The following is a 6,000-nucleotide window of genomic DNA, read 5'->3' on the forward strand; positions in this document are numbered from 1 at the left end:
GGGCGCGGAGCACGGGGACCGTATCCGTGCTCCGCGCCCTGGCGCGGGAGTCCGCGGGAATCCGCGGGAATCCGACAGGAAGAAATCCGGCATGCGGCAAACCGGCATGCCGAAATCACAACACAACACAACGCAACACAATGCGACGGGGGCCGCGGCGGTGGCGACCGGCCGGGAAGGCCCGTCCTCTTCAGGTCAGGGGACGGGAGCGTCCCGGCCTCGCCACCGCACTGGCGTCGCACACCGCCGCGGCCCGTCCTGCCCGCGCCACGCGGCACCCTCATCCAGATGCGCGGCGCGAGCAGGGCTCGGGGGAGGAGGGATCAGTCCTCGCGCAGGGAGCGGACGGCCTCCTCGACGCGGCGGCCGTAGTCGGCGTCGGCGGCGTGGAAGTGGGCGAGGTTCTTCTCGATCACGTCGTCGCGGCTCACCTGGGACAGTCCGCCGGCGATGTTCGCCACCAGGCGCCCCTTCTCGTCCTCGGACATGAGCCGGTAGAGCTCGCCCGCCTGGAAGAAGTCGTCGTCCTTGGCGTGGGAGGGTGCCGCGTGGGTGCCGGTCCAGCCGTGGACCGCGAGCGGGGCGCTGAGCGCGGCGTCGGTCTGGGCCGGGCCCGCGTACGAGTTGGGCTCGTAGTTCTTGTCGTGGCGGGAGCCGTTGCGGGTGGCGTGCAGGCCGTCGCGGCCGTAGTTGTCCACGACGGCGGTGCGCGGAGCGTTCACCGGGAGCTGGGTGTGGTTGACGCCCAGCCGGTAGCGGTGCGCGTCCGCGTAGGCGAACAGGCGGCCCTGGAGCATCTTGTCCGGCGAGGGCCCGATGCCGGGCACGAAGTTGTTCGGCGAGAACGCGGCCTGCTCGACCTCGGCGAAGACGTTCTCCGGGTTGCGGTCCAGGACCAGGCGGCCCACCCGCTGGAGCGGGTAGTCGCGGTGCGGCCACACCTTCGTCAGGTCGAACGGGTTGAAGCGGTAGCCCGCCGCCTCGGCGGCTGGCATGACCTGCACGTACAGAGTCCAGGACGGGTTCACCCCACGCTCGATGGCCTGGAGCAGGTCCGTCTGGTGCGAGTTGGCGTCCTTTCCGGCCTGTTCGGCGGCCTGCTCGCTGGAGAGGGAACGCACGCCCTGGTTCGTCTTGAAGTGGTACTTGACGAAGAAGGTCTCGCCCGCGGCGTTCGTCCACTGGTACGTGTGCGAGCCGTAGCCGTTCATGTGGCGGTAGGAGGCGGGAATGCCGCGGTCCCCCATCAGCCAGGTGACCTGGTGCGTCGCCTCGGGCGCGTGGGCCCAGAAGTCCCAGACGTTGTCCGGCTCCTGGCGGCCGGTGAAGGGATCGCGCTTCTGTGAGTGGATGAAGTCGGGGAACTTGATCGGGTCCTTGATGAAGAACACCGGGGTGTTGTTGCCGACCAGGTCGTAATTGCCCTCGTCCGTGTAGAACTTGAGGGCGAAGCCGCGCGGGTCGCGGACCGCGTCCGCGCCGCCGAGGGAGTCGGCGACGGTGGAGAAGCGGATGAACGTCTCGGTGCGCTTGCCGATCGCGGAGAGGAAGCCGGCCCGGGTGAAGCCGGTGACGTCGTCGGTCACCTCGAAGTAGCCGTACGCGCCGGAGCCGCGGGCGTGGACCACGCGCTCCGGAATGCGCTCACGGTTGAAGCGGGCCAGCTTCTCCAGGAGGTGCTGGTCCTGGAGGAGGACCGGGCCACCGACGCCTGCGGTGGCGGAGTTCTGGTTGTCGGCGACCGGGGCGCCGGACTCGGTCGTGAGCACACGCTGCGTCATGGTGGAGGAGCGACCTTCCATACGGGGGCTGCTGAGCTGCTGGACTGCGACGGCTCGGGGCTCCAGGAGCGTAAGTACGCCCCGAACCCGTCGTCAACAGTTTGTTGAATTCGTGGCTGGTGTTCCGGACGGCGCCGACGCCTGGGCGCGACAGGACAGGTGTCAGCGCCGACGCCGTCCGGAAGCAGGGGAGTTGCCGGGCCGGTCAGCCCTGGACGGGACGGCCCGACAGTCGCTCGACCGCGCGCAGCAGGGCCGAGTGGTCCAGTCCGCCGTCGCCCTGGGCGCGCAGCGAGGCGATCAGCTGGGCGACCACGGCGCCGACGGGCAGCGCGGCGCCGACGTTGCGGGCGGCGCCGGTGACGATGCCCATGTCCTTGTGGTGCAGGTCGATCCGGAATCCCGGCGCGAAGTCCCGCTTGAGGAAGTTCTCCTTCTTGCGGGTCAGTACGGTCGAACCGGCCAGTCCGCCGTTGAGGACGTCCAGGGCGGCCGCCAGGTCCACCCCGGAGTTCTCCAGGAAGACCACGGCCTCGGCGCAGGCCTGGAGGTTGACCGCGACGATCAGCTGGTTGGCGGCCTTCACCGTCTGGCCGGAGCCGTGCGGACCGCACAGCACGATCGTCCTTCCCAGGGCCCGGAAGAGGGGCAGGGCCGCGTCGAAGTCGCTCTGCTCACCGCCGACCATGATCGAGAGCACCGCCTCGACCGCACCGGCCTCACCCCCGGAGACCGGGGCGTCGAGCACCCGGACGCCCTTGTCCTGCGCGTTCTTCGCGAGGTTCACGGAGGTCTGCGGAGTGATCGAGGACATGTCGATGAGCAGCGTGCCGGGGCGGACGTTCTCCAGGATGCCGTCGGGGCCGTAGGCGATCGCCTCGACCTGCGGGGAGGCGGGCACCATCGTGATGACGACGTCCGCGTCCCGGACCGCCTCGGCGACGGAGGCCGCGCCGGTGCCGCCCGCCGCGGCCAGCCGGTCGATCTTCGCCTGCTCCAGGGTGTGACCGGTGACGTCGTACCCGGCCTTGACCAGGTTCTCCGCCATGGGGGAGCCCATGATGCCGAGTCCGACCCACGCGACCTTGGGGAGGGTGCTGCTCATGAGGGTGCCTTCCGATAAGCGTGTGTACGAGGAGGTGCGCCGCTCTCAGCGGGCGGCCCGCGCGGCGGCCGGGAGCCAGTCGAAGGACTCGGCGCTCGGCCGGTCGCCGGGCTTGTACTCCAGGCCGACCCAGCCGTCGTATCCGGCCTTCGTCAGCTCGTCGAGGAGCCGCTCCAGCGGGAGCGAGCCGGTGCCGGGCGCGCCGCGCCCCGGGCTGTCGGCGATCTGGACGTGGCCGGTCCGGCCGGCGTACGCCGCGATGACCTGGCTCAGGTCCTCACCGTTCATCGACAGGTGGTACAGGTCGAGCAGGAACTTCGCGTTCCCGAGCCCGGTGGCCGCGTTGACCCGGTCGACGACGGCGATCCCGGCCGGGGCGCTGACCAGCGGATAACGCGGGGACTCCGGGGCGTTGAGGGTCTCGATCAGCAGGACCGCGCCGATCCGGCCGGCCGCGCGGGCGGCGAGCACCAGGTTCTCCAGGGCCAGTTCGTCCTGGGCGGCCGGGTCCACGCCGTCGACCCGGTTGCCGTACAGCGCGTTGAGCGCCGGGCAGCCCACCGAGGCGGCGAAGCCGGCCGCCACCTCGATGTTGGCGCGGAAGCGGTCCGACTCGGCGCCCGGCACGGAGAGCGCGCCGCGGTCCGGGCCGGGCAGCTGTCCGGCGTAGAAGTTCAGTCCCACCAGCTGGGTGCCCGCGTCGTCGAGCGCCTTCTTGAGGGCGTCGAGCTCGGCCTGCGGCGGGGTGGGGGTCTCGGTCCAGGGCCACCACAGCTCGACCGCCGTGAAGCCGGCCGCGGCGGCGGCCGCGGGGCGCTCCAGGAGCGGGAGTTCGGTGAAGAGGATCGAAAGGTTCACATCGAAGCGCTGGTCCGGGTAGCCCATGAGGGTGCGGCGCTCCTTCCGTATGGCGGAAGTTGATTTCTGCGTAACGGAAGAGTGCCCGGAGGTGGGGGAGCTGTCAAGGGGGCGGCCGGAATCCGGATCCGGCGCCGCGCGCGTGGTGGGCGCGGGGATGGCCCGAATGTGCGGGTTGCCGAGGGGCGCGCATGCGGGCCAGGGTGGCCGGTGCGTCCGATGCAGCCGCCCCCCACGCAGAGGTGCCTCGCATGAACCACGCCACCCCACGGCGTACCGTCCTTGGAGCACTGCTCGCCGGTGCCGCGTTCTCGGCGGCGCCCGCGCCCCCGCGCTCCTCGGCCCCCGCGCCGGACCCGGCGCCCACGGGCCGCCCGCGCCCGCGCACCACGGGGCGGCTGCTGCTCGGCACGTACACCTCGGAGCAGGGCGGCGGTGCCGGGATCGGCACGGCGTCCTACGACCCCGCCACCGCGGCGCTCACCGTCGGTCCCGTCATCACGGGCGTGGCCAACCCCTCGTACCTGGCCCTCCACCCCTCCGGCACCACCGTCTACGCGGTCGACGAGCAGGCCGCGGGCGCCGTGACGGCCGTGGCCCTCGCCCCGGACGGCGCCCACCGGGTACTGGGCACACGGAGCACGGGCGGAGCCGGGCCCACCCACCTCTCCGTCCACCCCACCGGGCACTGGCTGCTCAGCGCCAACTACACCTCCGGCAGCGTCGCGGTGCACCCGATCGCGGACGACGGATCGCTGGGCGAGCGCACCGGCCTGGTCGCCCACACCACCCCGCCGCCCGGCCCCGGCCAGTCGGGACCGCACGCCCACCAGATCCTGACCAGCCCGGACGGCGGCCACGTCCTCGCCGTGGACCTCGGAAACGACACCGTCTACACCTACCGGCTGGACGAGGAGCGCGGCCGGCTCGACCAGGTCGGGTACGCCGCGCTGCGCCCCGGTGCCGGGCCCCGGCACCTCACCTTCCACCCCTCCGGCCGCTTCGCCTACCTGGCCTGCGAACTCGACAACACCGCGGTCGTCTGCCGCTACGACCCGGCCACCGGCACCCTCACCCCGGGCGACCCGCAGTCCACCGGTACCGGCACCCGGACCAGCTATCCGGCCCAGTTCCTGGTCACCGGCGACGGCCGCTTCGCCTATCTCGCCAACCGGGGCCACAACAGCCTCACCCGGTACGCGGTCGAGAGGGACGGGGCCGCACTGCGCCTGCTCGGCACCGTGCCCGTCGGCGGCGACTTCCCCCGGCACACCGCCTTCTCGCCGGACGGGCGGCTGCTCTTCGCGGCCAACCAGCGGTCGAGCACGGTCACCGTCTTCCAGGTCGCCGCCGCCGACGGCGCCCTGACCCGTACCGGCCCGGCGTTCCCCGCCCCGGTCGCCGTCTGCGTCCTGCCGCACCCGGAGGTCCGTTAGGGTCTGACCCGCGGATCCGCGCCGCGGCCGCGCGGCCGACGCAGGAGGAGAGACAGTGCGCTTGAGAGTGGAGTTCACCACCGAACCCTTCGATCTCGACGAGGCGCCCGCCCACGCGGTCGTGGCCCGCGAGGTCATCCAGGCGGCGGACCTGGACGCGGTGGACGTGGGCCCCTTCGGCAACACGGCGGAAGGGCGCGCGGACGAGGTGCTGGGCGCGGTGGACTCACTGCTGCGACAGGCCCTGGATTCGGGTGCCACCCGGGTCTCCCTCCAGGTCAACGTGGTCGGAGAGGACTCCCAGTGACCGAACCGGCCGACCACCCGCTCGTCAGCGCGGTCAAGCCGCTCGTCGACGCCATGGGGGCCGAGCTGCTCGGCCCCGAGCAGGCGGAGGGCGACGACGTCGTGCTGGCCTGGGAGGGCGAGGACGTCATAGCCGTACGGCTGCCCCAGCTCTCGGAGTCGCTCGACCACATCCTGGCCGCCATGGAGCGGCGGCACGGCATGCCGCTCGCCGAGCTGGACCGCCGGACCAAGCAGTCGGTGGTGCGCACCCTGGAGGCGCGTGGCGCCTTCTCCGTACGCCACGGAGTGGAGACGGTGGCGGGCGCGCTGGGCGTCAGCCGCTTCACCGTCTACAACTACTTGAACAGGGAAAACGCCGCCAAACGCGCGTAGTTGGGGCGGCAGCCGGGTGAACGGCGCCGCGAGCCGGGGGGGGGGGGCCCCCCCGGGGGCCGGCGGCGCCCGCCCCCCCCCGCCACAAATTAAAAAAAAAATTTAGAGGGGGTGAGCAGGGGGGGGTGTAAAACCGACC

Annotated in this window: 6 protein-coding genes; 3 read left to right on the plus strand and 3 right to left on the minus strand. The window is 72.2% G+C overall.

Annotated features, from left to right (window positions below):
• Positions 1 to 323: 323 nt before the first annotated feature.
• The 3 genes from ACFVWY_RS18130 to ACFVWY_RS18140 form a co-directional block, all read right to left on the minus strand.
• Positions 324 to 1,781 carry a catalase gene (locus tag ACFVWY_RS18130; RefSeq protein WP_389873098.1) on the minus strand — a complete coding sequence of 486 codons (1,458 nt, stop codon included), beginning with the start codon at positions 1,779 to 1,781 and terminating at the stop codon, positions 324 to 326.
• 205 nt (positions 1,782 to 1,986) lie between these two features.
• The gene (locus tag ACFVWY_RS18135; protein ID WP_389873100.1) at positions 1,987 to 2,886 is read right to left on the minus strand and encodes a 2-hydroxy-3-oxopropionate reductase; all 900 of its coding nucleotides are present in this window, start codon (positions 2,884 to 2,886) and stop codon (positions 1,987 to 1,989) included.
• A 45-nt stretch (positions 2,887 to 2,931) separates the two neighbouring features.
• Positions 2,932 to 3,771 (minus strand): TIM barrel protein, encoded by an 840-nt coding sequence (locus ACFVWY_RS18140; protein WP_389873102.1) that lies wholly within the window; start codon positions 3,769 to 3,771, stop codon positions 2,932 to 2,934.
• A 224-nt stretch (positions 3,772 to 3,995) separates the two neighbouring features.
• Between ACFVWY_RS18140 and ACFVWY_RS18145 the strand changes: the two genes are divergently transcribed.
• Genes ACFVWY_RS18145 through ACFVWY_RS18155 form a run of 3 tightly spaced genes read left to right on the plus strand, consistent with a single transcriptional unit; the run spans position 3,996 to position 5,861 of the window.
• Positions 3,996 to 5,180 carry a lactonase family protein gene (locus ACFVWY_RS18145; RefSeq protein ID WP_389873104.1) on the plus strand — a complete coding sequence of 395 codons (1,185 nt, stop codon included), beginning with the start codon at positions 3,996 to 3,998 and terminating at the stop codon, positions 5,178 to 5,180.
• Positions 5,181 to 5,235: 55 nt separating this feature from the next.
• Complete coding sequence (locus ACFVWY_RS18150; RefSeq protein ID WP_389873105.1) at positions 5,236 to 5,487, plus strand: thiamine-binding protein; 252 nt, start codon at positions 5,236 to 5,238, stop codon at positions 5,485 to 5,487.
• Positions 5,484 to 5,861 (plus strand): helix-turn-helix domain-containing protein, encoded by a 378-nt coding sequence (locus ACFVWY_RS18155; protein ID WP_389873107.1) that lies wholly within the window; start codon positions 5,484 to 5,486, stop codon positions 5,859 to 5,861. The genes ACFVWY_RS18150 and ACFVWY_RS18155 overlap by 4 nt, the downstream gene beginning before the upstream one ends.
• Positions 5,862 to 6,000 lie beyond the last annotated feature (139 nt).

Source organism: Streptomyces sp. NPDC058195, from assembly GCF_042883525.1.
Lineage (GTDB): Bacteria > Actinomycetota > Actinomycetes > Streptomycetales > Streptomycetaceae > Streptomyces.